Source organism: Kitasatospora sp. NPDC001225 (assembly GCF_053597855.1).
This window is the reverse complement of sequence record NZ_JBSFJC010000069.1, coordinates 1-25,789: the sequence shown is the minus strand read 5'-3', so window position 1 is coordinate 25,789 and position 25,789 is coordinate 1. Positions and strand designations below refer to the sequence as shown.

At 74.7% G+C, this 25,789-nt stretch carries 18 protein-coding genes and 1 pseudogene; 17 read left to right on the top strand and 2 right to left on the bottom strand.

Annotated elements, in window-relative coordinates; all coding sequences use genetic code 11:
- Window positions 1-4 precede the first annotated feature (4 nt).
- The 15 genes from argC (at window position 5) to cobA (ending at window position 18,942) form a co-directional block, all read left to right on the top strand.
- Window positions 5-1,033: an N-acetyl-gamma-glutamyl-phosphate reductase gene (argC, locus tag ACWDCZ_RS23275; RefSeq protein ID WP_449810864.1), complete on the top strand. Its 1,029-nt coding sequence runs from the start codon at window positions 5-7 to the stop codon at window positions 1,031-1,033.
- A complete protein-coding gene (gene argJ, locus ACWDCZ_RS23270) occupies window positions 1,030-2,202 on the top strand; it encodes a bifunctional glutamate N-acetyltransferase/amino-acid acetyltransferase ArgJ (protein WP_117487178.1) in 1,173 nt (390 codons plus the stop codon). Before argC ends, argJ begins: the two co-directional genes overlap by 4 nt.
- A 142-nt stretch (window positions 2,203-2,344) precedes the next feature.
- Entirely contained in the window at window positions 2,345-3,220 is an 876-nt protein-coding gene (gene argB, locus ACWDCZ_RS23265) for an acetylglutamate kinase (RefSeq protein ID WP_117491545.1), read from the top strand.
- Complete coding sequence (locus ACWDCZ_RS23260; protein WP_449810862.1) at window positions 3,217-4,485, top strand: acetylornithine transaminase; 1,269 nt, start codon at window positions 3,217-3,219, stop codon at window positions 4,483-4,485. Before argB ends, ACWDCZ_RS23260 begins: the two co-directional genes overlap by 4 nt.
- 23 nt (window positions 4,486-4,508) lie before the next feature.
- A complete protein-coding gene (locus ACWDCZ_RS23255; protein WP_049652068.1) occupies window positions 4,509-5,057 on the top strand; it encodes an arginine repressor in 549 nt (182 codons plus the stop codon).
- 116 nt (window positions 5,058-5,173) lie between these two features.
- Entirely contained in the window at window positions 5,174-6,598 is a 1,425-nt protein-coding gene (gene argH, locus ACWDCZ_RS23250) for an argininosuccinate lyase (protein WP_449816871.1), read from the top strand.
- A gap of 164 nt (window positions 6,599-6,762) precedes the next feature.
- Entirely contained in the window at window positions 6,763-7,020 is a 258-nt protein-coding gene (locus ACWDCZ_RS23245) for a sigma-70 RNA polymerase sigma factor region 4 domain-containing protein (protein WP_053112078.1), read from the top strand.
- A gap of 206 nt (window positions 7,021-7,226) precedes the next feature.
- On the top strand, window positions 7,227-7,727 hold the full coding sequence (locus ACWDCZ_RS23240) for a GNAT family N-acetyltransferase (protein ID WP_049652066.1): 501 nt from the start codon (window positions 7,227-7,229) through the stop codon (window positions 7,725-7,727).
- A 550-nt stretch (window positions 7,728-8,277) separates the two neighbouring features.
- On the top strand, window positions 8,278-9,303 hold the full coding sequence (locus tag ACWDCZ_RS23235) for a methionine ABC transporter ATP-binding protein (protein ID WP_074002359.1): 1,026 nt from the start codon (window positions 8,278-8,280) through the stop codon (window positions 9,301-9,303).
- Window positions 9,300-10,028: a methionine ABC transporter permease gene (locus ACWDCZ_RS23230; RefSeq protein ID WP_049652064.1), complete on the top strand. Its 729-nt coding sequence runs from the start codon at window positions 9,300-9,302 to the stop codon at window positions 10,026-10,028. Before ACWDCZ_RS23235 ends, ACWDCZ_RS23230 begins: the two co-directional genes overlap by 4 nt.
- A gap of 57 nt (window positions 10,029-10,085) precedes the next feature.
- Complete coding sequence (locus ACWDCZ_RS23225; protein ID WP_074002360.1) at window positions 10,086-10,913, top strand: MetQ/NlpA family ABC transporter substrate-binding protein; 828 nt, start codon at window positions 10,086-10,088, stop codon at window positions 10,911-10,913.
- Window positions 10,914-11,112: 199 nt separating this feature from the next.
- The gene (locus ACWDCZ_RS23220) at window positions 11,113-11,748 is read left to right on the top strand and encodes a GNAT family N-acetyltransferase (RefSeq protein WP_049652062.1); all 636 of its coding nucleotides are present in this window, start codon (window positions 11,113-11,115) and stop codon (window positions 11,746-11,748) included.
- A 137-nt stretch (window positions 11,749-11,885) separates the two neighbouring features.
- The gene (gene cbiE, locus ACWDCZ_RS23215; RefSeq protein ID WP_380779120.1) at window positions 11,886-13,142 is read left to right on the top strand and encodes a precorrin-6y C5,15-methyltransferase (decarboxylating) subunit CbiE; all 1,257 of its coding nucleotides are present in this window, start codon (window positions 11,886-11,888) and stop codon (window positions 13,140-13,142) included.
- 494 nt (window positions 13,143-13,636) lie between these two features.
- Entirely contained in the window at window positions 13,637-17,587 is a 3,951-nt protein-coding gene (gene cobT / locus ACWDCZ_RS23210; protein ID WP_449816870.1) for a nicotinate-nucleotide--dimethylbenzimidazole phosphoribosyltransferase, read from the top strand.
- 107 nt (window positions 17,588-17,694) lie between these two features.
- Window positions 17,695-18,942: a uroporphyrinogen-III C-methyltransferase gene (gene cobA, locus ACWDCZ_RS23205; protein ID WP_380779124.1), complete on the top strand. Its 1,248-nt coding sequence runs from the start codon at window positions 17,695-17,697 to the stop codon at window positions 18,940-18,942.
- A gap of 37 nt (window positions 18,943-18,979) precedes the next feature.
- Here the strand turns inward: cobA and ACWDCZ_RS23200 are convergent, their stop codons facing one another.
- Window positions 18,980-21,721, bottom strand: a complete 2,742-nt coding sequence (locus ACWDCZ_RS23200; protein WP_079272096.1) for a SpoIIE family protein phosphatase/ATP-binding protein — start codon at window positions 21,719-21,721, stop codon at window positions 18,980-18,982.
- Between the two features lie 88 nt (window positions 21,722-21,809).
- Between ACWDCZ_RS23200 and ACWDCZ_RS23195 the strand changes: the two genes are divergently transcribed.
- A complete protein-coding gene (locus ACWDCZ_RS23195; protein WP_449816869.1) occupies window positions 21,810-22,616 on the top strand; it encodes a TrmH family RNA methyltransferase in 807 nt (268 codons plus the stop codon).
- Between the two features lie 980 nt (window positions 22,617-23,596).
- Here the strand turns inward: ACWDCZ_RS23195 and ACWDCZ_RS23190 are convergent.
- Window positions 23,597-24,919 (bottom strand): annotated as a pseudogene (locus tag ACWDCZ_RS23190) (protein kinase domain-containing protein); the annotation flags it as partial.
- A 406-nt stretch (window positions 24,920-25,325) separates the two neighbouring features.
- On the opposite strand from ACWDCZ_RS23190, the gene ACWDCZ_RS23185 reads away from it, so the two are divergent.
- Window positions 25,326-25,526 carry a hypothetical protein gene (locus tag ACWDCZ_RS23185; protein ID WP_449816868.1) on the top strand — a complete coding sequence of 67 codons (201 nt, stop codon included), beginning with the start codon at window positions 25,326-25,328 and terminating at the stop codon, window positions 25,524-25,526.
- The last annotated feature ends 263 nt before the right edge of the window (window positions 25,527-25,789 follow it).

The window sequence follows — 25,789 nt, the reverse complement described above, 5'->3', positions numbered from 1 at the left end:
CGCCATGGCATTGCGAGTCGCCGTCGCCGGCGCGAGCGGTTACGCGGGCGGCGAGGTGCTGCGCCTGCTGCTCGGCCACCCGGAGATGGAGATCGGGGCGCTGACCGGCGGCTCGAACGCGGGCACCAGGCTGGGCCAGCTCCAGCCGCACCTCCGCCCGCTCGCCGACCGCGTCCTCGAAGCCACCACCCCCGAGGTGCTGGCCGACCACGACGTGGTGTTCCTGGCCCTGCCGCACGGTCAGTCCGCCGCCGTCGCCGAGGAGCTCGGCCCGAACGTCCTGGTGATCGACTGCGGCGCCGACTTCCGGCTCAAGGCCGCCGCCGACTGGGAGCAGTTCTACGGCACCGCGCACGCCGGCACCTGGCCCTACGGCCTGCCCGAACTCCCCGGCCACCGCGCCGCGTTGAAGGGCAGCAACCGGATCGCCGTACCCGGCTGCTACCCGACGGCCGTCTCCCTGGCGCTGTTCCCCGCCTACGCCGCGCAGCTCGCCGAACCGGAGGCCGTGGTGGTCGCCGCCTCCGGCACCTCCGGCGCCGGCAAGGCCGCCAAGCCGCACCTGCTGGGCAGCGAGGTGATGGGCAGCGTCAGCCCGTACGGCGTCGGCGGCGTCCACCGGCACACCCCGGAGATGGCGCAGAACCTCTCCCCGGTCGCGGGCGAGCCGGTCACCGTCTCCTTCACCCCCACCCTCGTCCCGATGCCGCGCGGCATCCTCGCCACCTGCTCGGCCAAGGCCAGGCCCGGGGTGACGGCCCGGAGCCTGCGCGCCGCCTACACCGAGGCGTTCGCGGACGAGCCCTTCGTCCACCTGCTGCCCGAGGGGCAGTGGCCGCAGACCAGCAGCGTCTACGGCGCCAACACCGCCCTGGTCCAGGTCGCCCTGGACACCGCCGCCGGGCGGATCATCGCGATCAGCGCGATCGACAACCTGGTCAAGGGCACCGCCGGCGGCGCGGTGCAGAGCATGAACATCGCCCTGGGCCTGCCCGAGGAGCTCGGCCTGCCCGTGAACGGAGTCGCACCGTGAGCAAGAGCACCAACGTCGGAGTGACCGCCGCCAAGGGCTTCCGGGCCGCCGGTGTGACCGCCGGCATCAAGGCCTCCGGCACCCCCGACCTCGCCCTGGTGGTCAACGACGGCCCCTCGCTCGCCGCGGCCGGCGTCTTCACCGCCAACCGGGTCAAGGCCGCGCCGGTGCTCTGGTCCGAGCAGGTCCTCAAGGGCGGCCAGGTCTCCGCCGTCGTCCTCAACTCCGGTGGCGCCAACGCCTGCACCGGCCCGCTCGGCTTCCAGGACACCCACGCCACCGCGGAGAAGGCCGCCGCGGAGCTGGGCCTCAACGCGGGCGAGGTCGCCGTCGCCTCCACCGGCCTGATCGGCGTCCGGCTGCCGATGGACCTCCTGCTGCCCGGCGTCGCCCTGGCCGCCGGCGCGCTCGGCGAGGACGGCGGCGAGGCCGCCGCGATCGCCATCAAGACCACCGACACCGTGCACAAGACCGCCGAGTACACCAGCCCGGCCGGCTGGACGGTCGGCGGCATGGCCAAGGGCGCGGGCATGCTCGCCCCGAGCCTCGCCACCATGCTGGTCGTCCTCACCACCGACGCCGACCTGGACAGCGCCGCCCTGGACGACGCGCTGCGCGGCGCCACCCGCACCACCTTCGACCGGATCGACTCCGACGGCTGCATGTCGACCAACGACACCGTGCTGCTGCTCGCCTCCGCCGCCTCCGGCACCGTCCCGGACCGGGCCGAGTTCGCCGAGGCCGTCCGCACGGTCAGCGCCGACCTGGCCCGCCAGCTGATCGGCGACGCCGAGGGCGCGAGCAAGGAGATCCGGATCGACGTCACCGGCGCCGCCACCGAGGACGACGCGGTCGAGGTCGCCCGGACGATCAGCCGCAACAACCTGCTCAAGTGCGCCATCCACGGCGAGGACCCCAACTGGGGCCGGGTGCTGGCCGCGATCGGCACCACCTCCGCCGCCTTCGACCCGGACGGGCTGGACGTCGCCATCAACGGCGTCTGGGTCTGCAAGTCCGGCGGCGTCGGCGAGGACCGCGACCTGGTCGACATGAAGGGCCGCGAGGTCGTCATCACCGCGAACCTCAACGCCGGTACGGCGGGCGCCACGCTGTGGACCAACGACCTGACGGCCGACTACGTCCACGAGAACAGCGCCTACTCGACCTGATCCGCGCCGCTCCACCCGAGCCCGCCTGATCCGCGACATCCCCCCGGCCCGCGGCCGGGGGGACCCCCATCGACGAGGGAAACCCGTGCAGATCGCACCCAAGGGCGAACAGGCCCGCAACAACACCGCGTTGCCCAAGGCCATGACGCTGATCGAGGCGCTGCCGTGGCTGGAGCGCTTCCACGGCAAGACCGTCGTGATCAAGTTCGGCGGCAACGCCATGGTGGACGACGGCCTCAAGTCCGCCTTCGCCCAGGACGTCGTCTTCCTGCGCTACGCCGGGCTGCACCCCGTCGTGGTGCACGGCGGCGGCCCCCAGATCAGTGCCCAACTCGACCGGCTGGGCCTGGAGTCGAGCTTCACCAACGGCCTGCGGGTCACCACCCCGGAGACCATGGACGTGGTCCGGATGGTGCTGGCCGGCCAGGTGCAGCGCGAGCTGGTCGGCCTGCTCAACGAGCACGGCCCGTTCGCGGTCGGCATGACCGGCGAGGACGCCCACACCATGACGGCGGTCAAGCGCTACGCCGTGGTGGACGGCGAGCAGGTCGACATCGGCCTGGTCGGCGACATCGTCAACATCGAGGCCGGCGCCGTGAAGGCGATGATCGCCGACGGCCGCATCCCGGTCATCTCCTCGATCGCCCGCGGCACCGACGGCCACGTCTACAACATCAACGCCGACACCGCCGCCTCCGCCCTCGCGGTCGCGCTCGGCGCCGAGATGCTCGTCGTCCTCACCGACGTCGAGGGCCTCTACAAGGACTGGCCGGAATCCGACGACGTGATCAGCCAGCTCAGCGCGAGCGAGCTGGAGGAGCTGCTGCCCGAGCTGGCCAGCGGCATGCTCCCCAAGATGGAGGGCTGCCTGCGGGCCGTCCGCTCCGGCGTGGGCACCGCCCGCGTCCTGGACGGCCGGGTCCAGCACAGCCTGCTGCTGGAGATCTTCACCGACGAGGGCATCGGCACGATGGTCGTGCCGGACGACGAAACGACCGTGACCGGGGGACTGGCATGAGCGGCACGACTGGCACCGACAGCACGACCGGCGCGACGGGTGCGACGAGTACGACGGGTACGACCCACAACGAGCAGCTCGCCGAGCGCTGGCAGCACGCCTTCACCGACAACTACGGCACCCCCCGCATCCCGCTGGTGCGCGGCGAGGGCAGCAAGCTCTGGGACGCCGACGGCAAGGAGTACACCGACCTGCTCGGCGGCATCGCCGTCAACGCCCTCGGCACCGCCCACCCGGCCGTCGTCGAGGCGGTGAGCCGGCAGATCGCCACCCTGGGCCACGTCTCCAACCTCTTCATGGCCGAGCCCACCATCGCGCTCGCCGAGCGGCTGCTGGAGCTGGACGGCCGCCCGGGCGGCCGGGTGTTCTTCTGCAACTCCGGCGCCGAGGCCAACGAGGCCGCCTTCAAGATCAGCCGGCGGACCGGCCGCACCCACCTGGTCGCCCTCCAGGGCGCCTTCCACGGCCGCACCATGGGCGCCCTCGCGCTCACCGGCCAGCCCGCCAAGCAGGACCCGTTCCGCCCGCTGCCCGGCGACGTCACCCACGTCCCGCTCGGCGACGTCGAGGCGCTGCGCGCGGCCGTCACCACCGAGACGGCCGCCGTCTTCCTGGAGCCCGTCCAGGGCGAGAACGGCGCGATCCCGCTGCCCGAGGGCTACCTGAAGGCGGCCCGCGAGATCACCCGGGCCACCGGCACCCTGCTGGTGCTGGACGAGATCCAGACCGGCGTCGGCCGCACCGGCCACTGGTTCGCCCACCAGGCGGACGAGGGCGTGGAGCCGGACGTGGTCACCCTGGCCAAGGCGCTCGGCGGCGGCCTGCCGATGGGCGCGGTGCTCGCCTTCGGGCCGGCCGCCGAGCTGCTCACCCCGGGCCAGCACGGCACCACCTTCGGCGGCAACCCGGTGGCCGCCGCGGCCGGGCTCGCGGTGCTGGACACCATCGAGTCCGAGGGCCTGCTGGAGCACGTCCGCAAGCTCGGCGAGCGGCTGCGGCAGGGCGTCGAGGCGCTCGGCGACCCGCTGGTCTCGCACGTGCGCGGGGCGGGCCTGCTGCTCGGCATCGTGCTCACCGAGCCGGTCTCGGCGCAGGTCCAGGCCGCCGCGCAGGAGGCGGGCTTCCTGGTCAACGCGGCCGTCCCGGACGCCGTCCGGCTGGCCCCGCCGCTGGTGCTGACCGAGCAGGAGGCGGACGCCTTCCTGGCCGCGCTGCCGGGCATCCTCCGGACGGTGCGCGAGGGCGCCCCGGCCGATGCGAATTGACCGTCGTCCGGGAGAATAATCACATGACCGCTTCCCACTCCGGCCCGTCCGCCGCAGGCCCGACGCCGCAGGTCCCGCAGACCCGCACCGCGCGCCACCGGCGGATCGTGGACCTGCTCACCCGCCAGCCCGTGCGTTCGCAGAGCCAGCTCGCCAAGCTGCTCGCCGACGACGGACTCGTGGTCACCCAGGCCACCCTCTCCCGGGACCTGGACGAGCTGGGCGCGGTCAAGATCCGCAACCGGGACGGCGCGCTGATCTACGCCGTCCCGGCCGAGGGCGGCGACCGCACGCCGCGCGCGCCGATGGGGGAGTCGGCCAGCGAGGGCCGGATGGCCCGGCTGGCCGGCGAGCTCATGGTCTCCGCGACGGCCTCCGGCAACCTGGTGGTGCTGCGCACCCCGCCGGGCGCCGCCCAGTTCCTGGCCTCGGCGATCGACCAGGCCGAGGTGTTCGAGATCATCGGCACCATCGCCGGCGACGACACCGTCCTGCTGATCAGCCGGGACCCGGCCGGCGGGCAGGCGCTCGCCGACCACCTCATGCAACTCGCCCAGGCGAAGGCGCAGTAGCACCTCGAACGCGCGAAACCCCGGCCGACGGAGACCGTCCGGCCGGGGTTTTGTGTTTCATACGGCGTCGTGCATACTTATGCCACCCACTGCACATGCATGAAGGAGCCACCGCGATGACCGCCGAGCAGTCCTCCGACGTCCGCCTCTGGGGTGCGCGCTTCGCCGACGGCCCGTCCGAGGCGCTGGCCAGGCTCTCGGCCTCGGTCCACTTCGACTGGCGCCTCGCGCCGTACGACATCGCCGGCTCCAAGGCCCACGCCCGGGTCCTGCACAAGGCCGGCCTGCTCTCCGACGAGGAGCTGGCCGGCATGCTGGCCGGCCTGGACGAGCTGCTCGCCGACGTCGAGGCGGGCACCTTCACCGGCACCGTCGCCGACGAGGACGTGCACACCGCCCTGGAGCGCGGCCTGCTGGAGCGCCTCGGCCCCGACCTCGGCGGCAAGCTGCGGGCCGGACGCTCGCGCAACGACCAGATCGCCACCCTGTTCCGGATGTACCTGCGGGACCACGCGAAGACCATCGGCGGCCTGCTGCTCGACCTCCAGCAGGCCCTGGTCGGCCTCGCCGAGGCGCACCCGGACACCGCGATGCCCGGCCGCACCCACCTCCAGCACGCCCAGCCGGTGCTCTTCGCCCACCACGTCCTCGCGCACGTGCAGGCCCTCGGCCGGGACGCCGAGCGGCTGCGCCAGTGGGACGCCCGCACGGCCGTCTCGCCGTACGGCTCCGGCGCGCTGGCCGGCTCCTCGCTCGGCCTCGACCCGCAGGCCGTCGCCGCCGACCTCGGCTTCGAGGGCGGCTCGGTCGGCAACTCCATCGACGGCACCGCCTCGCGCGACTTCGTCGCCGAGTTCGCCTTCGTGACCGCGATGGTCGGCATCAACCTCTCCCGGATCGCGGAGGAGGTGATCATCTGGAACACCAAGGAGTTCGGCTTCATCACGCTGCACGACGCCTTCTCCACCGGCTCCTCGATCATGCCGCAGAAGAAGAACCCGGACATCGCCGAGCTCGCCCGGGGCAAGTCCGGCCGGCTGATCGGCAACCTGACCGGCCTGCTGGCCACCCTCAAGGCGCTGCCGCTCGCCTACAACCGGGACCTCCAGGAGGACAAGGAGCCGGTCTTCGACTCCTGCGACACGCTGGAGGTGCTGCTGCCCGCGTTCACCGGGATGATGGCCACCCTCACCGTGCACCGGGAGCGGCTGGAGGAGCTGGCCCCGGCCGGCTTCTCGCTCGCCACCGACATCGCCGAGTGGCTGGTCAAGCAGGGCGTGCCGTTCCGGGTCGCGCACGAGGTGGCCGGCGCCTGCGTCAAGGTCTGCGAGGCCGAGGGCATCGAGCTGTCCGACCTGACGGACGAGCAGTTCGCCGCGATCTCCGGGTACCTGACGCCCGAGGTGCGCTCGGTGCTCAGCGTCCACGGCGCCATCGCCTCCCGCGACGGGCGCGGCGGAACGGCCCCCTCGGCGGTCGCGGTCCAGCTCGCCGAGGTGAAGGCGGACCTGGCGCGGCAGCAGGAGTGGGCGCGGGGCTGATCCCGGACGGCGGGGCCGGTCCCGGGCGAGGGGCCGGGCCCCCGCGACGGGGCCGATCCCCGGCGCGACGGGGGAGGGGCGCGGCGGTCCGACCGGCGCGCCCCTCCCGCGTCCGTGCCCCGGCCCGGGCGTAACCGGCCCCGCCCCGGGCCGTCATGCACGGTGTGTGCACCGCCCTCCCCTTCGCCCCCTCCGCCGAGGACGTCTACCTCGACGAGTGTCGCCGCCGCGCGGTCCGCGAGACCGTCGCCGCCCTGCCCGGCCGCTGTCCGCAGCTGATGGCCGCGCTCGCCGAGGATCCGCCGCCCACCTACCGTGAGCTCTCCGAGCGGCTCGGCATGCCGCGCGGCTCGATCGGCCCCACCCGCTCCCGCTGCCTGGCCTGCCTGCGGATGCTGCTCCACACCGAGCGCTACCCCTGAGCGCAAGCCCGTGCGACCGAGCGGAACGTGTGCGGCACGGGAGGTGACCCTCCTCACGTCCGCCCCCGCGAAGGTTGAGGGAAGCTGACACCCGGGTAGAGCGCTGGCGAACGCAGCCCTTGACGGTGGCGCGATCACTCGGATACTGAGCGTGAGCGCGCCTACCCTCCGCGCGCCGCGCACGACGACTGGGGAGGCCCCTCCACATGGGCATGAGCGTGATCATCTCGGCCGCGGAGGCCGAGGACGCGGAGCAGATCCTCAAGCTCCAGTACCTCGGCTACCAGCCCGAGGCCGAGCTGTACGGCGACTGGGCGATCGAGCCCCTGACGCAGAGCCTGGAGAGCCTGCGCGCCGAACTGTCCGAGCAGCACTTCCTGGTCGCCCGGCTGGGCGACGAGGTGGTCGGCACCGTCCGCGGCCACGTCGGCGCCGACGGCGTCGGCCGGATAGGGCGCCTGGTGGTCCATCCGCGGATGCAGCGCCACGGCCTCGGCGGCCGCCTGCTGGACGCGCTGGAGCGCCGCCTGGCCCAGGACGGCCGGGTGAGCGCCTACCGGCTGTTCACCGGCCACCGCAGCCTGGGCAACCTGCGGCTGTACGCTCGGCAGGGGTACCGTCAGACCCGGGTCGAGCAGGTCAGCACCCGGCTGAGCTTCGTCCACCTGGAGAAGGCGGCCGCCGAGCCGCTCGCCGCGACGGCCTGAGCCCGCCGCCCCCGCGCTTTCCCGGCGCCGCCACCATCCGGACCACCGGTGGCGGCGCCGAGCCGTATCCGCGCTGGTCAACGGTGGTGAGTGTCCGCAATGCGGACAGCTTCGGGAAACAATTGGGCAGGAATCAACCCATCTGTTTTACTGGCTCACATGACTGCGACGACGAACTGGACCCCCACCGGCACCCTGCCGGCAGGTGAGCGTGCCATGTGTCGTCGAATGTGTCACTGCTGAGGGCCACCGCCCCCGGCGCCCCGCTGAGGGCGCCTCCTCCTCGCGCCCCGAAGCGAGACTCCGGCGCCGCTCCCGCCCGTGCGAGCGCGCCCCTCCTCCCGGACCCCTCCCTTTGCCGTGCCCGCCGACCCGCGGGCCCGGGTGACTCGTTAGGGCCACGCCGTCGCGCGGCCCGGCCGTCCAGCGGCCACGATCAAGGGGCGGCTGGTCCGGACCCTCCCGGCGCAGCGCCGTAACGCCGCCGCCGGCCGCAAGCCGGTCGGGCGGTCGGACCACGCCGCCCGCCCCCGACCCACGGAAAGCCGCTGTGATCACCACCACGGACCTGACGAAGGTCTACCGTTCCCGAGGCCGCGAGGTGACCGCCCTCGCCGGTGTCGACCTGCACGTCCGCCCGGGCGAGGTCTACGGAGTCGTCGGCACCAGCGGTGCCGGCAAGTCCACCCTCATCCGCTGCGTGAACATGCTGGAGCGCCCGACCTCCGGCACGGTCACCGTGGACGGGGTCGAGCTGACCGCGCTGTCCGGCGGCGAGAACCGGGCCGGCCGCGAACTGCGCGAGGCCCGCCGCCGGATCGGCATGGTCTTCCAGCACTTCAACCTGCTCTCCTCGCGGACGGTGCAGCAGAACGTCGAGCTCCCGCTGGAGATCGTCGGCCTGGACCGCACCGAGCGCCGCCGCAAGGCCGCCGAGCTGCTGGAGCTGGTCGGCCTCGGCGACAAGGCCCGCAGCTACCCCAACCAGCTCTCCGGCGGCCAGAAGCAGCGCGTCGGCATCGCCCGCGCACTGGCCGGCGACCCGAAGGTGCTGCTCTCCGACGAGGCCACCTCGGCGCTCGACCCGGAGACCACCCGTTCGATCCTCAAGCTGCTGCGCGACCTCAACCAGCAGCTGGGCCTCACCGTCCTGCTGATCACCCACGAGATGGACGTCATCAAGTCCGTCTGCGACTCCGCCGCCCTGATGCGCGGCGGCCGGGTGGTGGAGTCCGGCGAGCTGACCGACCTGCTGGCCAAGCCCGGCTCGGAGCTGGCCCGTGAGCTGTTCCCGCTCAGCGAGTTCGGCACCGGCCACCCCGGCTCGACCGTGCTGGAGATCACCTTCCAGGGCGACAGCTCGGCCCAGCCGTTCGTCTCCCAGCTCGCCCGCACGTACCAGATCGACATCAACATCCTCGGCGCCGCGGTGGAGACCATCGCCGGCCGGATGGTCGGCCGGATGCGGGTCGAGCTGCCGGGCGGCCACCAGGACAACGTGGTGCCGATCGGCTACCTGCGCGAGCAGGGCCTGCAGGTGGACGTGATCGGTACGGCGAACGGAGCGGTGGCATGACCTGGGACCAGATGTGGGAGCTGATGTGGCCCGCCACCCAGGAGACCTTCCAGATGGTCGGGGTGTCCGCGCTCGTCACCGTGCTGCTCGGCCTGCCGCTGGGCGTGCTCCTGGTGCTCACCGACAAGGGCGGCCTGCTGGCCAACCGGGCCGTCAACAAGGCCATCGGCTTCGTCGTGAACATCGCCCGTTCGGTGCCGTTCATCATCCTGATGATCGCGCTGATCTCCTTCACCCGCTGGCTGGTCGGCACCTCCATCGGCTGGCAGGCGGCGACCGTGCCGCTGACCATCGGCGCCATCCCGTTCTTCGCCCGCCTGGTCGAGACCTCCGTCCGCGAGGTCGACAAGGGGCTGGTCGAGGCGGTCCAGTCGATGGGCGGCAGCACCTGGACGATCGTCCGCAAGACCCTGCTGCCCGAGGCCCTGCCCGGCATCGTGGCCTCGGTCACCACCACGGTCATCACCCTGGTCAGTTACTCCGCGATGGCCGGCACCGTCGGCGGCGGCGGCCTCGGCACCCTCGCCGTCAACTACGGCTACCAGCGCTTCGAGACCGCCTTCATGTGGGTCATCGTGGCCGAGCTGGTGATCATCGTCACCGCCGTCCAGCTGATCGGCGACTTCGCCGTCCGGCGGCTCTCCCACCGCGGCCGCACCGGCGGCCGGACGCGGCTGCTCGGCCGCACCCCGGCGGCTCCCGACAAGGACCTCGCCGCCTCCTAGACCTCCCTCGTCCGACCCCGGACGCGGCTCCCCGTTCCACGCAGAAAGGCACTTTTCGTGCGCAACGCCCTGAAGTTCACCAGCATCCTCGCCACCGCCGGCGTCGCCCTCTCGCTCGCCGCCTGCGGCAGCTCGGGCTCCTCCTCTTCCTCGGACGCGAACGCGCCGCTGAAGGTCGTGGCCAGCCCCACCCCGCACGGCCAGATCCTGAAGTACGTCAAGGACAACCTCGCGGAGAAGGCGGGCCTCAAGCTCGACATCAAGGAGGTCACCGACTATGTGACCCCCAACACGGCGGTGCAGGACGGTTCGGCCGACGCCAACTACTTCCAGCACGTCCCGTACCTGGAGGACTTCAACAAGAAGCACGGCACGAACATCGTGTCGGTCGAGCCCGTGCACCTGGAGCCGCTGGGCCTCTACTCCAAGAAGGTCAAGGCGATCGGCGACCTCGCGGACGGCGCCACCATCGGCCTGCCGAACGACGCCACCAACGAGGGCCGGGCGCTCAAGCTGCTCGCCGACAACAAGCTGATCACCCTCAAGGACGGCGTCACCACCACCGCCACCCCGGCGGACGTGACCGGCAACCCGAAGAACTTCAAGTGGAAGGAGCTGGAGGCCGCCCAGCTGCCCCGCTCCGTCGCCGACCTCGACGCCGCCGTCATCAACGGCAACTACGCGATCGACTCGGGCCTGAAGCCGGCCACCGACGCCCTGGTGCTGGAGAAGGCCGAGGGCAACCCGTACGCCAACATCCTCGCCGTCAAGAAGGGCAAGGAGAACGACCCGCGGGTCAAGAAGCTGGCCGAGCTGCTGCACTCCGACGAGGTCAAGAAGTACATCGACGACACCTTCCAGGGCTCGGTCATCCCGGCCTTCTGATCGTCGTACGGTCATACCTCGTAACGCCCGACCGGGCCCCCACCGCACCGCGACGGGGGCCCGGTCGGGCAGTATGCAGCAGGGACACTCCGACCGACCGCGTTCTGACGTACCGTCGTGCGGGCAGCGCACCGCGTGGCACCCGGGGCACGCCGGAGGCGTACGGTGTTGTGTTCACGACCCGGCGAGGAGAGACGGCATGGCAGCGAGCTTCCCCGAGACCGCCATCAGCACCGAACGGCTGCTGCTGCGACCCCTTGCGGAGGACGACGCCCCCGGCCTGGCCACGATGATGGCCGACGACCTCGTGCTCGCCTGGACGGACCTGCCGCACCCCTTCACCGAGGAGTACGCGGCCGAACTCGCCCGCACCCTCGCCCCCGCCCACCGGGCCGCCGGCCGCGGCATCGTCTTCGCCGTCACCGAGCACCTCACCCAGCGCCTGGTCGGCCTGGTCGAGCTGCGCAACACCGACTGGCGGCTGCGCAGCACCGAGATCTCCTACGTCACCGCCGTCTGGGCGCGCGGCGAGGGCTACGCCCCGGAGGCCGTCCTCGGCGTCGCCCAGTGGCTGTTCGAGGACCGCGGCTTCCTGCGCCTGGAACTGCGCACCGCCGCCGGGAACACCGCCGCCCAGCAGGTCGCCCAGAAGATCGGCGGCATCAGCGAGGGCGTGCTGCGCAGCGCCTGGATAGTCCGCGGGGAGTCCGGCGAGGTGCTTCAGGACAGCCGCAGCGACCTCATCCTGTGGAGCCTGCTCCCGGAGGACCTGGAGTCCCCCGAGCTGCACCGCGAGGGCTGGCACGGCGACCACCGCTACGTGCTGCGCGACTGAGACACGCCGCCTGTTCACCCGGCGCGGACATGTGTGCGAGATGTCGGGCTCCGGCCGACCGCACCCGGTAGCCTCTGGACCGGTGCCGCACGACGGCGGATCGAGTGGCGCACCGAGTCGAGGGAGAACGGCCGCAGATGGCTGACCGGATCACGGTCATCGGGTGGGACGGCACACCGCTGACCGAGGCCGCCGGCGCGGCCCTGGCCGCGGCGACCCTGGTCGCCGGCGCCCCCTACCAACTGAACGCCCTCCCGGTGCCGGAGGCCGCCGAACGGATCGCCCTCGGCAACGTCCGGCAGGCCGCCCGCAGGATCGCCGAGCACCGCGGCGCCGCCGTCGTGGTCGCCGAGGGCGACCCGGGGTTCTTCGGGGTGGTGCGCACCCTGCGCCGCCCCGAGTACGGCCTCGAACTGGAGGTGCTGCCCGCCGTCTCCTCGGTGGCCGCCGCCTTCGCCCGGGCCGGCATGCCCTGGGAGGACGCCCAGGTGGTCAGCGCGCACGGCGGACGGCTGCGCCGCGCGGCCAACATCTGCCGGGCCCACCCCAAGGTCGCGGTGCTCACCGCGCCGGGCGCCGGGCCCGCCGAACTCGCCCTGATGCTGCGCGGGGTGCACCGGACCTTCGTGGTCTGCGAGGCCCTCGGCACCCCCGACGAGGACGTCACCGTCCTCACCTCCGACCGGATCGCCGACCACGTGTGGCGCGACCCCAACGTGGTGCTGGTGATCGGCGGCGGCGCCCGGACGGGGGCGGTGGACGAGGCGGCCGGCTGGCTCGCCGGGCGCCCGGTCGGCTACCCCGGCGTGGAACGCGGCTGGGCGCTCCCCGGTGACGCCTACGCGGGCGCCGGGCGCACGGAAGGCGAGCCGGGCGCACCGGAGGCGCTCCCCGCCCACGTGCGCGCCCTGGTGCTGGCCCGGCTCGGCGCCCGCCCCGGGGACCTGGTCTGGTCGGTCGGCGCCGGCAGCGGCGCCCTCGCGGTGGAGGCGGCCCGGTTCGGCGCCGCCGTCGTCGCGGTCGAGGGCTCCCGCTCGGCCTGCGCCCGGCTGACCGTCAACGCCCGCCGCTACGGCGTCGAGGTGGAGGCGGTGTACGGGAGCGGCCCCGAGGTGCTGGGCGGCCTGCCGGAACCGGACGCGGCGGTGGTGGAGTCCGGCGGTCTCGACGTGGTGCGCGCGGTGCTGGCCCGCCGGCCCGAACGGTTCGTCGCGCTGCCCCGGACCCTCACCGAGGCCGAGGAGGTCCACCGGGCGATCGCCGGGGCCGGCTACCGGGCGGACGGCGCGCTGCTCCAGGCGAGCCCGTTGCGGCCGGTGGGGGAGGGCGAGGGGCTGGCGCTGGGAGCGGGCGGAACCGGCGCGCTGGTCCTCTGGGGTGAGCAGATCGTGTGAAGGCCGTGGGCCCGTCCGGGGCCCGCGCCGGGATCGTCCGGTGGCGCCGACGGTGATCCAGGTCGCATCCGGACACCGATTCGAGAGGTGACCGCGCGGTGCCGGTAGTGTGACGTCCTGGGCGACTGCAAGGGTAGGCGACCCACCCGATTCAGTCGGTTTGTCACCTTTTTGACGCGGTGCAATCCGGTTCCGCTCGAAGTGTGGGCAATTCGACGGGCCTCGTGCCGGACCTGGAGAATGCCGTAGGGTCCGGTGCGGTCGTGCCGGTTGCTCCGGGTTGTCGTTGTTTCAGACGATGCGCCGCCCCCTACGGGCGGTGCGCCGGACCGGGGTGCCGCAGCGCGCCGGATGGACTTGGGCCGCAGCGCCACGGCGCGGCGGCCGCGTGTGGTTAGGGGCGGGCCGGTGCTGGTTCGGCCCGTGCGGATGGGCGCTGCGATCGGTGATCGTGTCGCCGAGGGCGCGGCAGCGGCCTGGAAGGAGCTTTGACAATGACCGATGGCGGCCACGTTCCGGGCGAGGGAATGCCGGAGCACCTGCACGGCGGGCCGGGCCCGCTCGGCGGACCGGAGGGCGTCGCGGGCGTTGCACCCCTCCAGGGCGTCGCGACGGACGGCGGGGCGATCCCCAACCCGGCGGCCCCGATCGGCGGTGTCCCCGGCGCGGTGCCCCCGGGCGCGGGCGGCATCCCGCCGCAGGGCCAGTACGGCTACGGCGTTCCCGGCGTGCCGCAGCCCGGCCAGCCCGGCGAGGGCTGGGGCGTCGACCAGGGCGCCCCGCGCCCGGCCTTCCACTTCCTCGACCAGCCCGACACGCCGGACGGCCTGGACGACGAGGACGACGTGCTGCTGATGCCCGGTCCGCAGGGCTCCTGGGGCGAGCCGCTCGCGGCCGTCCCGGCCGAGCAGGTGCCGCTCGCGCCGCAGCACGACGGCACGCCGGTCGAGCCGTCCTGGCCGCCGGTGGACCCGCCGGTGCTCGGCGCCGAGCACGGCGTCCAGCAGCACCCCGTCCAGCAGTCGCAGCAGCCGATGACGCAGGCTCAGCAGCCGCGCCGGCCGCTGCACGCCGGTCCGCCGATCCCGGACCCGTCGCTGATGACCGGCCAGGTGCCGGTCCGCTCGCTGGCCGACCGCGGCCCCTCGCAGGGCGGCACGCCGGCGCACGGCATCCCGGTGGTCGGCCGCCCGCCGATGGCCGAGGCCGCGGCTCCGGCCGTCGCGCCGCAGGCCGTCCCGGCCGCTCCGGCGGCCCCGGTCGTGGAGGGGCAGCAGCTGCCGCAGGCGCAGGACTTCCCGCAGGCCCAGCAGGTCCAGCAGGCTCCGCAGGCCCACGGGGCCCAGCAGGTGCCGCTCGGCGTGCCGCCGGTCGAGACCGTGCTGGCCGTCGAGACGGTCGGGGCGATCGAGGTGATCGAGGTCGTCGAGACGCCGGAGGCCGTCCCGGCGCAGCCCGTGCAGGACGTGACGGCTCCCCAGGCTCCTCAGGCCCCTCAGGTCGGCGAGGTCGTGGAGACCGCCGTCGCGGCCGCGCCGCAGGCCCCCGTGGCCGAGTCGGCTCCGGCCGAGGCCGCCCAGCCGGTGGCCGAGGCGGCCGACGCACCCGTCGCCGAGCCCGTGGCCGCCGAGACCGCCGTCGCTCCCGTCGCTCCTGAGGCCGTCGCCGCCGAGGGCGCTGCCGCCGACGGCGCCGCCGTGCCCGCCGAGCAGCCCGAGGCCGCGGCCCCGGCCGGTCAGCCGCGCCGGATCTCCGCCTTCCTCGCCGCTCCCACCCCGCACGGCCTGCCCAAGGTCGGGGCGGCCGGGCAGGCTCCGGTCGTCGAGGAGACGGCCCCGCAGCAGCCCGCGCCCATAGCGGCCGCCGACGCGCCGCAGGCCGTCGAGGTCGTCGAGGCTGCTCACGTCGCCGAGGCCGTGGCGGGCGCCGAGTCCGCCCCGGTTGCCGAAGCCGCCGAGGTCGCCGAGCCCGCGCAGCAGGCCGAGGTTCCGGCCGAGGCCGTGTCGGAGGCCGTCGCCGAGCCGGTGGCGGAGACCGCCGCGGGCACCGGTGAGATGCCCTCCGGCCAGGCCGTCACCGAGCCCGCGGCCGAGGGCGAGCAGCCGCAGCAGCAGGCCGAGGTCCCGGCCGAGGCCGTCGCCGAGCCGGTCGCTGAGCAGCCCGTGGAGGCGCCGGCGGAGGCCGACGCCGCCGCAGCTGTCGAGCCGGCCGCCGAGGCTCCGGTCGAGGCCGCCCCCGAGGCGGAGGCGGCGCAGCCCGCCGAAGCCGTGGAGGAGCCCGCCGCCGAGGCCGCCGAGGTTGCCGCGCCCGCCGAGGCCGTCGCCGAGCAGCCCGTCGCCGCCGCTCCGGAGTCCGAGGCCCCCGCGGAGCCGGCCGCCGAGCAGGCGCAGGCCCCGGCCGAGCCCGAGGCCGCCGCTGAGCAGCCCGTCGCCGTCGAGGAGCCCGCCGCCGAGGCGGAGCCCGTCCAGGAGCAGGCCGCCGAGGCCGCCGAGCAGCCCCAGGCCGAGCAGCCCGCCGCCGGGACCGTCGAGTCCGGCGAGGTCGCCGAGGTCGCCGAAGCCGGCGAGGCCACGGAGCCCGCCGAAGCCGCCGAGGCCGCCGAGGAGCAGCCCGTGGCCGAGGAGCAGCCCGCCGCCGAGGAGCCGCAGGAGCAGCCGGAGCCGCAGCCCGAGGAGCCCGCCGAGCCGCGCGGCCCGGCCGCCCCCGGCTACGACGAGGCCGGCCGCGAGGCCGTCCACCAGGTGATCCGCGAGCGCCGCGACGTGCGCAACGGCTTCCGCCCGGACCCGATCCCGCACGAGGTGCTGATCCGCGTCCTGGAGGCCGCCCACACCGCGCCCAGCGTCGGCTACTCGCAGCCCTGGGACTTCGTGGTGATCCGCTCGGCGAAGACCCGCAGGCGGATGCACGCCCTGGCCGAGCGCCAGCGCGAGGCGTTCGCGGACTCGCTGCCCAAGGGCCGGGCCAAGCAGTTCAAGGAAATCAAGATCGAGGCCATCCTCGACACCCCGGTCAACATCGTGGTGACCGCCGACCGCACCCGCGGCGGCCGGCACACCCTGGGCCGGCACACCCAGCCGCAGATGGCCCCGTACTCGGCCGCCCTGGCCGTCGAGAACCTCTGGCTGGCCGCCCGCGCCGAGGGTCTGGGCGTCGGCTGGGTGAGCTTCTTCGACGACGAGGAGCTGGTCCGCGAGCTCGGCCTGCCCGAGCACCTGGAGGTCGTCGCCTACCTGTGCGTCGGCTTCGTCGACGAGTTCCCGGACGAGCCCGAGCTGGAGCAGCAGGGCTGGGCCAAGAAGCGCCCGCTGTCCTGGGTCGTCCACGAGGAGCAGTACGGCAACCGCGCGCTGCCCGGCGAGGAGCCGCAGAGCCTGCTCGCCGACACCCTGCGCGGCATCCGCCCGCTGGACGCCAAGGCGCTCGGCGAGGCCTGGGACCGGCAGAAGCGGATGACCAAGCCGGCCGGCTCGCTCGGCATGCTGGAGATCATCTCCGCCCAGCTGTGCGGCCTGTCCCGCAAGTGCCCGCCGCCGCTCCCGGAGCCCGCCTGCGTGGCGATCTTCGCCGGCGACCACGGCGTGCACGCCCAGGGCGTCAGCCCCTGGCCGCAGGAGGTGACCGCCCAGATGGTCGGCAACTTCCTGGCCGGCGGAGCGGTGATCAACTCCTTCGCCAAGCAGATCGGTACCGAGGTCTGCGTCGTCGACGTCGGCGTCGCCGCCGAACTGCCGGACGCCGTCCAGCAGGGCCGCGCCACCGGCCTGCTGCCGCGCAAGGTCCGCCCCGGCACCGCCGACATGACCCAGGGCCCGGCGATGACCCGCGAGGAGGCCCTCAAGGCCATCGAGGTCGGCATCGAGACCGCCCGCGACCTGGTCGCGGCGGGCAACAAGGCACTGGTCACCGGCGACATGGGGATCGCCAACACCACCGCCTCGGCCGCCCTGATCTCGGTGTTCACCGGCCTCGACCCGGCCGAGGTCACCGGCCGCGGCACCGGCATCGACGACGAGACCCACGCCCGCAAGGTCGAGGTCATCCGCGCCGCGCTGGCCCTGCACCAGCCCGACCCGAGCGACCCGATCGGCGTCCTCGCCGCCGTCGGCGGCCTGGAGCACGCCGCCCTGGCCGGCTTCCTGCTGGGCGCCGCCTCGCTGCGCACCCCGGTGATCCTGGACGGCGTCATCGCCGGTTCCGCCGCGCTGGCCGCCAAGGCCATCGCCCCCGAGGTGCTGGCCGCCTGCATCGCCGGCCACCGCTCCGCCGAGCCCGGCCACCAGGCCGCGCTGGCGAAGCTCGGCCTGCGCCCGCTGATCGACCTGGACCTGCGGCTGGGCGAGGGCACCGGTGCCCTGCTGGCCCTGCCGCTGGTGCAGAGCGCCGCCCGGGCGATGCACGATGTAGCGACCTTCGACTCCGCCGGGGTCACCGAGAAGGCCTGACGCACCCCGTCACCGCTCCGCGGACCGGCCCGAGGGCGCGCCGGACCGCGGAGCGGTGACGTGCCGTACCGTCCCCACACCCTCATCCCCGATCAGGAGCACCGCCGATGACCGCGCCCACCCCGCACCCGAGCACCGAGGGCCGTACCCCCTACCCGGTGGGCCTGCTGCTGGCCGGCCGCCGCGTCGTCGTGGTCGGCGGCGGCCAGGTCGCCCAGCGGCGGCTGCCCGCCCTGATCGCCTCCGGCGCCGACCTGCACCTGGTGGCGCCCGCCACCACCCCGGCCGTCCAGGCCATGGCCGACGCCGGCGAGCTCACCTGGCACGCCCGCCCGTACCGGGACGGCGACCTCGCCGACACCTGGTACGCCCTGGTGGCCACCGACGACCCGGCCGTCAACGCGGCGGTCAGCGCCGAGGCCGAGCGCGAGCGGGTGTTCTGCTCCCGCAGCGACGACGCCGCCGCGGCCACCGCCTGGACCCCGGCCAGCGGCCGCGACGCGGGCGCCACCGTGGCCGTCCTCACCGGCGACCCGCGCCACTCCGCCGCCCTGCGCGACGCCATCGTGGACGGCCTGCGGGACGGCTCGCTGGCCGCCCGTCAGTACCGCTCGCACGGGGCCGGCGTGGCCCTGGTCGGCGGCGGCCCCGGCGACCCGGACCTGATCACCGTGCGCGGCCGCCGGCTGCTCGCCGACGCCGACGTGGTCGTCACCGACCGCCTCGCCCCGCGCGAGCTGCTCGCCGAACTGCCCGAGCACGTCGAGGTGATCGACGCCTCCAAGATCCCGTACGGCCGGTTCATGGCTCAGGAGGCGATCAACCGCACCCTGGTCGAGCACGCCAAGGCCGGCAAGTTCGTGGTCCGGCTCAAGGGCGGCGACCCGTACGTCTTCGGCCGCGGCGGCGAGGAGCTGCTGGCCTGCGCGGAGGCCGGGCTGCCGGTCACCGTGGTGCCCGGGATCTCCAGCTCGATCAGCGTCCCCGCCGCGGCCGGCGTGCCCGTCACCCACCGCGGCATGACCCACGAGTTCACCGTCATCTCCGGCCACGTCGGCCCGGACGACGAGCGCTCGCTCACCAACTGGGAGGCCGCCGCGCGGATGAGCGGCACCCTGGTGCTGCTGATGGCCGTGGACAAGATCGGCGCGATCGCCGCCCGGCTGGTCGAGTACGGCCGGCCGGCGGACACCCCCGTCGCGATCGTCCAGGAGGGCACCACCGCCGCCCAGCGCCGGGTGGACGCCACCCTCGGAACCGTCGCCGCGGTGGTCGAGGCCGAGGGGGTCAAGCCCCCGGCGGTCATCGTCATCGGCGACGTCGTCAACGTGCTGGCGGCCGCCTTCCAGCGGTAGGCCCGCGGGGGAGTGGGAAGTCGGCCCGGCCGACTTCCTACTCCAGCGGCTGCTCCGTCCAGATGACCTTCCCGGTCGCCGTGTAACGCGTCCCCCAGCGGTCCGCGAACTGCGCGACCAGGAACAGCCCGCGCCCGCCCTCGTCCTCGGTCGCCGCGTACCGCAGGTGCGGCGAGGTGCTGCTGCCGTCCGACACCTCACAGATCAGCGAACGGTCCCGCAGCAGCCGCACCCGGATCGGCCCGGAGCCGTACCGGATCGCGTTGGTCACCAGCTCGCTCAGGATCAGCTCGGTGACGAACGCCGCCTCCGCCAGCCCCCAGGCCGTCAGCCGCTCCGCCACCGCGGCCCGGACCTCGCGCACCGCCGCCGGGTCGGAGGGCACCTCCCACTGCGCCACCTGCTCCGGCGCCAGCACCCTGGTCCGCGCCACCAGCAGCGCGATGTCGTCCTGCGGGTGCTCCGGCAGCATCGCCCCGAGCACGTCCGCGCAGGTCTGCTCGGGCGTGCGCGGCGGCCCGGCCAGCGCCGCCCGCAACAGCTCCAGCCCCTCGTCGATGTCCCGCTGCCGGTCCTCCACCAGCCCGTCCGTGTACAGCACCAGCCGGCTGCCCTCGGCCAGCTCCAGCTCGGCGTTCTCGAACGGCAGCACCCCCAGCCCCAGCGGCGGCCCGGTCGGCAGCTCCGGGAACACCACCCGCCCCTGCGGGTCCACCACCGCCGGCGGCGGGTGCCCGGCCGTGGCCAGCGTGCAGCGCCGCGACACCGGGTCGTAGATCGCGTACAGGCAGGTCGCCCCGGCCACCCCGGCGCGCTCCCCGCCCGCCGCCTCGTCCTGGTCGATCCGGCTCACCAGCTCGTCCAGGTGCCCCAACAGCTCGTCCGGCGGCAGGTCCAGCGTCGAGAAGTTGTGGATCGCCGTCCGCAGCCGGCCCATCGTCGCCGCCGCGTGCAGCCCCTGCCCCACCACGTCCCCGACCACCAGCGCCACCCGCGCGCCCGGCAGCGGGATCACGTCGAACCAGTCCCCGCCCACCCCGGCCTGGGCCGGCAGGTAACGGTGCGCCACGTCCAGCGCCGTCTGCTCCGGCAGCTTGCGCGGCAGCAGGCTGTGCTGGAGCGTCACCGCCATCGCGTGCTCCCGGGTGTAGCGGCGGGCGTTGTCGATGCACACCGCCGCGTGCGCCACCAGCTCCTCGGCCAGCGCCAGGTCCTCCGCCTCGAACGGCTCCGCCCGCTGCGCCCGCCAGAACCGGGCCACCCCCAGCAGCACCCCGCGCGCCCGCAGCGGCACCCGCACCAGCGAGTGCACCCCGTACGCCAGCACCCGCGCCGACCGCTCCGGGTCCTGCTCCCGCCACCGGCCGGCCTCCGCCAGCCGCGGCTCGATGGCCGGCTCCCCGCTGTGCAGCGCCCCGGCCAACGGCGTCTCGGGCACCACGTCCAGCACCGTGCCGACCGGGTAGAACGGCGCGTCGTCCCGTACCCCCGTCACCGCCGTACGGCGCATCCGCCCCAGCGAGGGGCCCGGCGGCGGCTCCTCGCCGGTCAGCACCTGGTCCGCCAGGTCCACCGTGACGAAGTCCGCGAACCGCGGCACCGTGACCTGCGCCAGCTCCTCCGCCGTCCGCGTCACGTCCAGCGTGCTGCCCACCGTCACCCCGGCGTCGTACAGCAGCCGCAGCCGCCGCTGCGCGCCCTCCGCCCGGCCGGACAGCGCCGCCAGCTCCGTGGAGTCGCGCAGCGTGGCGACCCGGCCGGGCGGGCCGCCCGGCTGGTCGATCAGCCGGACGTTCACCGCCAGCAGCCGCTCCCCGGACAGCACCACCTCGTCGGTCACCGGGCGCTCGGCGGTCAACAGGTCCAGCGGCCGCTGCTCCAGGCCCAGCCCGGCCACCGGGCGGCCCTCGGCGTCCGGCGGAAGGTCCAGCAGGCGGCGCGCCTCGTCGTTGCAGAGCAGCAGCCGGCCGTCCCCGCCGAGGATCATCACGCCCTCGCGCACCGCGTGCAGCACCGCCGCGTGGTGCTCGTACATCCTGGTCATCTCGACCGGGCCCAGCCCGTGCGTCTGGCGCCGCAGCCGACGGCTGACCAGCGCCGTCCCGAGCGTGGCCAGCCCCACCGCGGCCGCCGCCGCGCCCAGCACCACCGGAAGCTGGCGCTCGCTGGCGCTGCTGACGCTCTTCAGCGTCACACCCGCCGAGACCAGCCCGACCACCGAACCGTCCGGCGCGTACACCGGGACCACCGCCTGCACCAGCGAGCCGAGCGTGCCCGAGACGCGCTGGGTCACCACCTGCCCGTGCAGCGCGGGCTCGTAGGTGCCGACGAACTTCCGGCCGATCAGCGCCGGGTTCGGGTGGGTGTAGCGGATGCCCTGGTTGTTCAGCACGACGATGAAGTCCACGCCCGCGGCGACCCGCGCGGACTGCGCCCTCGGCTGCAGGACGGCCGTCGGGTCGGGGGAGCGCAGCGCGTCGACGATGCCCGGCGAACTGGCGAAGGTCTGCGCCACCGCCACCGAACGGTTGCGCGCCTCGTGCTCGGCGTCGTTGCGCGACTGCACCACCAGCGCCACCGCGGCCGCCACCACCAGCAGCAGCACGACCAGGATCTGGAGCGCGAACACCTGCCCCGCCACCGACCGGTGCCACACGGGCCACCGCGGCTTCGCGTGCGGCAGCTGCGGCCGACCGTGTGGGCGCCCACCGGGGGAGCCGGCGGAGCCAGTGGCGCCAGAGGCCGACGGAGCCCAGGATCGGCCCGGATTTCGGGCCATACGGTCATATTTGCACTACGGCCAGCCGGGGACCACCCGCCCCCTCCGCCGTTTGGCCTTCCCCGCCCGGGCTTGGCAAGATCGCAGGGTGTCCGAACCCCGCACCATCACCGACCCGGCCGACCCCCGCCTCGCCGACTACACCGGCCTCACCGACGTCGAGCTGCGCCGCCGCCGCGAACCCGCCGAGGGCCTCTTCATCGCCGAGGGGGAGAAGATCATCCGCCGCGCCCTCGCCGCCGGCTACCGGATGCGGTCGATGCTGCTCACCTCCAAGTGGCTGGAGGTGATGGGCGACGTCATCGCCGAGGCCGACGCCCCCGTCCACGTGGTCGAGCCCGCCCTCGCCGAAGCCGTCACCGGCTACCACGTGCACCGCGGCGCCCTCGCCTCGATGGAGCGCAAGCCCCTTCCGGACGCCGCCGAGGTGCTCGCCGGCGCCCGCCGGGTCGCCGTCCTGGAAGGCCTGGTCGACCACACCAACCTCGGCGCCATCTTCCGCAGCGCCGCCGCCCTCGGCATGGACGCCGTCCTGCTCTCGCCCGACTGCGCCGACCCGCTCTACCGGCGCGCCGTCAAGGTCTCCATGGGCGCGGTCTTCGCCGTCCCGTACGCCCGCCTCGACCCCTGGCCCGCCGCCCTCGACACCGTCCGCGAGGCCGGCTTCACCCTGCTCGCCCTCACCCCCGCCGACACCGCCGTCGACCTCCACACCCTCGCCCCGCACAGCCTCCCCAAGGCCGCCCTCATGCTCGGCGCCGAGGGCGACGGCCTCACCCCCCGCGCCATCGCCGCCGCCCACCACCCCGTCCGCATCCCGATGGCCCACGGCATCGACTCCCTCAACGTCGGCGCCGCCGCCGCCGTCGCCTTCTACGCCGTCACCACCCCCTGACCCCCTCACCGGCGCGCGAGAAGTCGCCCCACCCGACTTCCCGCGCGCTGCCTGCCTCCTGACAGCGCAGCCACGGCCCCACCCCCAAAAGTCGGCCCACCCGACTTCCCACGCCGCGCCCCGCCCACTCGTCACCTCGCCAGGTGCCGCCGCACCACCAGAAGTCGGCCCGCCCGACTTCTCGCGCATGCCCGTTCTTGCCGGGGCCACCTGCCGGGCACCCGGCCACAGCGAGGCCGGGGGATCACCCGACACCGGAAGTCGGCCTGCCCGACTTTTCGTGCCATGCCCCGCCTGCGCACGCCTTCGCAGCGGCCGCCGCACAACCGGGAGCCGGCCCGGAGGCTTCAGCCGGTGGGGGAGGTGGGCGGGGCCGGGGCGGCGGCGGGGGGCGGGGTGGTGGCGGCGCCGGTCCAGGATTCGTCGAGGGTGCCGTCGGGGCGGACGGCGTAGCGGGTGGAGGTGACGGTGCCGGTGGCGGCCGCGCGTTCCTCGCGGACGACCGTGCTGCCGTCCAGTCGCCAGCTGGCCGTCGCCTGCGGGTCCGCCACCGAGGTGCGGGAGGTGGCGGCGGCCGGGGCGTCCCCGGTGAAGGTGTAGAGCTGGACGAGGTCGACCGGGGCCGAGCCCTCCACCCGTCGCAGGACGACCACCGCGGCCGGCAGGCCCTTGTACCGGGCCGGCAGCACCGCGCTCAGCGCGACCTGGGGCCCGGCGCCGACCGAGTGCCCGTTCTGCAGGGCGATGGCCGGCCCGCCGGCCCCGTCGGGGTAGCTGCGGTTGGGCCAGTCCACGGCCGGCACCGGCGCCTGGGGGGCCGTCAGCCCGGCGTCCGTACCGCCGCGTGCCGCTGCCGGGAGGGGGGTGGTCGAGGCCTGCGGCGCGACGTCCGCCGATGTCCCGGGCACGGCCTGCTCGCCGCCGGAGCCGGCGTTGGTCACCACCGCGGCCGGTGGCCGCACGCTCCGGTTGTCCCGGTTCTCGCACCCCTGGGCCGCCGCGATGGCCAGCGCCACCCCGATGGTCACGGTGACGAAGACGACCAGCCGCTGCCGGAGCAGCCGTTGCCGCGCGGCGCCGGGCCGCCCGCCGGGGGCGGGGGTGTGCTGGCGGTCCCGGGGACGCACCCGGTCGCGGGCGTCGCGGGGGTCACGGGCGTCGCGCGGCCCGGGCCGGGCCGGGGGCGGGGTCTGCGGTCGGTCCGGGCGTGCCCGCAGCGGCCGGGTGACCGGTGTCGGCTCGGGCCGGGGGAGTGGGGCGCCCGGTCCCTGGGGGCGCCGTCCGGCCGCCCCGGCGGCCTGCGCGCCGGGGCGGCCCGCCGCCGCTCGGGCCCGGGCCGCGGCGGGTGGTTCGGGCGAGCGCCCGGGGGCGGGCACGCCCGGCCGGCCGTTCTCCTGCGGGGCCTGGGCCGGGGCGGGGACCGGCGCGGGGCCGCCCCGTCCGGCTCGCGCCGCGCGGGTGGTGCCGGAGGCTCCGGCCGCGGTCCCGCGCGCGGCCAGTTCGCTGAGCCGCTCGTGCAGCGCTGCGGCCCCGGGCCGTTCGGCGGGTTCCTTGGCCAGGCAGGCCCGGATCAGCGGCGCCAGTTGCGGCGGTACGGCGGCGAGGTCGGGCTCCTCGTGGACGACCCGGTACAGCATCACTTCGGAGGAGGCCCCGGAGCCGAACGGGGTGTCCCCGGTGAGCGCGTAGGCGAGGGTGGCCCCGAAGGCGAAGACGTCGGTGGCGGGGGTGACGGCGGCCCCGCGCACCTGCTCGGGCGCGAGGAAGCCGGGGGAGCCGACGGCGGTGCCGACGTGGGTGAGGGTGCTGGCGCCGCGCGACCACGCGATGCCGAAGTCGATGATCCGCGGGCCCCGGGGCGAGAGCAGGATGTTGGAGGGCTTGAGGTCCCGGTGGACCACTCCGGCCTCGTGCACCTTGACCAGTCCGTCGGCCAGCGCGGCCCCGATCCGGGCCGCCTCGGGCCAGTTCAGCGGTCCTTCGTCGCCGACCCGCTTGTACAGCGAGGGCCCGGGGACGTACGCGGTGGCGAGCCAGGGCCGTTCGGTCTCGATGTCCGAGCCGACCACGCGCGCGGTGCAGCCGCCCCGGATCCGGGAGGCGGCGGCGATCTCGCGGGCGAAGCGGGTGCGGAACTCCTGGTCCTCGGCGAGTTCGGCGCGGATCAGCTTGAGGGCGACGCGCTGCCCGCGGCGGTCGGAGCCGAGGTAGACCACGCCCATGCCGCCGGCGCCCAGTCGCCGGTGCAGGCGGTACGGCCCGACGATGCGGGGGTCCTCACGCCTCAGCCGCATCATCGCCATGTTTCGTTCCCCGTCAGCCGGTGGGTGAGGCCCCGTCGGTTGGGCCATCGTCAGTTCCTGTCTGGCACAGCTTACGGACTGCCCGCTGCGGTGTGCTGATACGCAACACCCGTAGCCACCGTGCGATTGTCGGATCTTGCGCTGACCTGCAGGTCACAGGGCCGTCGGAGGGCCTCTCGGGGTTGCCCCTCAGGGTTCCCCCGGGGGTCGGATGAGCCCGCTGTCCCCCTGCGGTAGTAGGCCTCAAGTCCGATCGTCATCCTCCGGGACGTCCGAGGAACAGTACGACGGCATGACGCCCGGAGGGGCCCCCGACCAATAGCGTTGTGCTCAGCGGTGGACGGGGAGCTCGTCCCCCGAGGTAAGCCGTCCACCGCGCCAACTCGACCGGATCAGGAGCCAGGACATGCCACCGCAGCTCACGGGAACCCCCCGCCACCGTCGGCAGGCCTCCCTCCGGACGGGGTCCGCCGAGCAGCCCACGCGGCACCCCGCCGTGGCGTTGGCCATGGCCCTGCCGTGCGCCGTGCTGCTGGTGCTGCTCTTCGGAGGGTGGGAGCAGATGGCGAACCAGGCCCAGGCTGTCGCCGATCTGATCGCCCGCTGAGCAGGGGAAGAAGAAGGACACCGGCCCCGAGGCCGGTCGAAGACGGGCACCGAACCCCTGGGGACGGGGAGCGGTGCCGCCGGGGAGGCCGCGGCTGCGATGACACGCGGACGGGCGTGGGCGGTGCGCAGAGCGCCCCGGCAGGCGGAGACGCCGCGTACGGACGTCGGTGAGGGCGTCCGTACGCGGCTCTTCTCTTTTCCCGGCGCTTCCCCGGGCTCATCCTCGCCCTGGCCGTCACCGCCGTCCTCGGCCCGGGCCGC